General features: G+C 37.5%; 1 protein-coding gene and 1 pseudogene. Both read right to left on the minus strand.

The window, feature by feature from the left end:
• Nucleotides 1-423: pseudogene (locus tag GMD6S_RS09275) on the minus strand (hypothetical protein); the annotation flags it as partial.
• A gap of 2 nt (nucleotides 424-425) precedes the next feature.
• Nucleotides 426-1163, minus strand: a 738-nt coding sequence (locus GMD6S_RS09280; protein WP_008294458.1) for a single-stranded-DNA-specific exonuclease C-terminal domain-containing protein, incomplete at its 5' end; no start/stop codon positions are given.

The following is a 1163-nucleotide window of genomic DNA, read 5'->3' on the forward strand; positions in this document are numbered from 1 at the left end:
TTTCTTGCCTTGTTTCTTGCCTTGTTTCTTGCCTTGTTTCTTGCCTTGTTTCTTGCCTTGTTCTGAATCTATTTTTAAACAATTAGAGGTATGTTTATGTTTATCTTTACTTCCCATTTGTTCATAATTTAATCCAACATTCAATATTGGTCTAACTGAGTCACGTTTTTCTTCCCTATATTTTGTATTTTCATTCTTTAGAGTATATACAATCAAATAACTCCCAATAATTGACCCATAATAAGCTAACCAATCAAAGTCTATTGTTTTTCTCAAATTAATACCAAAATCTTCAGTTCCAAAGTGCGTTTTTAAAACAATTTTTACAACAGCATACAATATAGGTAAAAAAGACACAAAAAAGAATATTACTATTACTTTATCTTTAACAATCCAGCTTGAAATTTTCTTTAAAGACTTCATGATTATCCTTTCAAAAAATCATACATTTCTTGCACTGTCCCCAGCGCCATCATTTCTTGATCTTTGACGGTTTGTTTAAGTTTTTGGTATATCTGACTTTCTCCAATCTCCCTCTTTGGCGCTTCTTTATTGACTGTCATGACACCATCTTTGATCGTCACAAAGCCCAGCTCTTCAAATACTTGAATCATCTTGACCAGCAAGATTTGTTGGATATTGAGATAAGCCGCCAGATCCTTCAGCTTGTAGCGAATATCAAACTCTGGAAACTGGTAAATAGTCTTGTACAATTTAGCAAACTGTTCTCTAGTCCCATAACCTGTTAAATAGTAGGCCTTGTCTATGTCGTTTTTGAAATAGACCGCAGAGAAATTTTGTTCCTGAAAAATGGTCTTCAGCAAGGTAATATCTTCTGGAATAGTTTTCACAACAATCGCGTCGCTGGTCGCTAGATCTGGCACCTCTCCAGAGAAATCCAAGACCGGAACCCCTTCTGGCAAGACTGCGTTCTTCCCACGAATGTTAAAGAGTTGAACACCTTCCACACGCGCATCTACCATCATCAACTGCAAAGCAGTTTGCCCATTCCATTGGTTGACAGACAAGGTGACTGCCAATTCTAGGTTTTTTGTTTGGGCAAACTCTGTTGCCCATCTACCTTGTCCAAAGGCCACCACTTCAAAACTCGCCTCACCCTTGGAAATTTTTAGTTTGAGGTGGGCATTGCCTGCTCCCATAGT

This window comes from Streptococcus sp. GMD6S, from assembly GCF_000297015.1.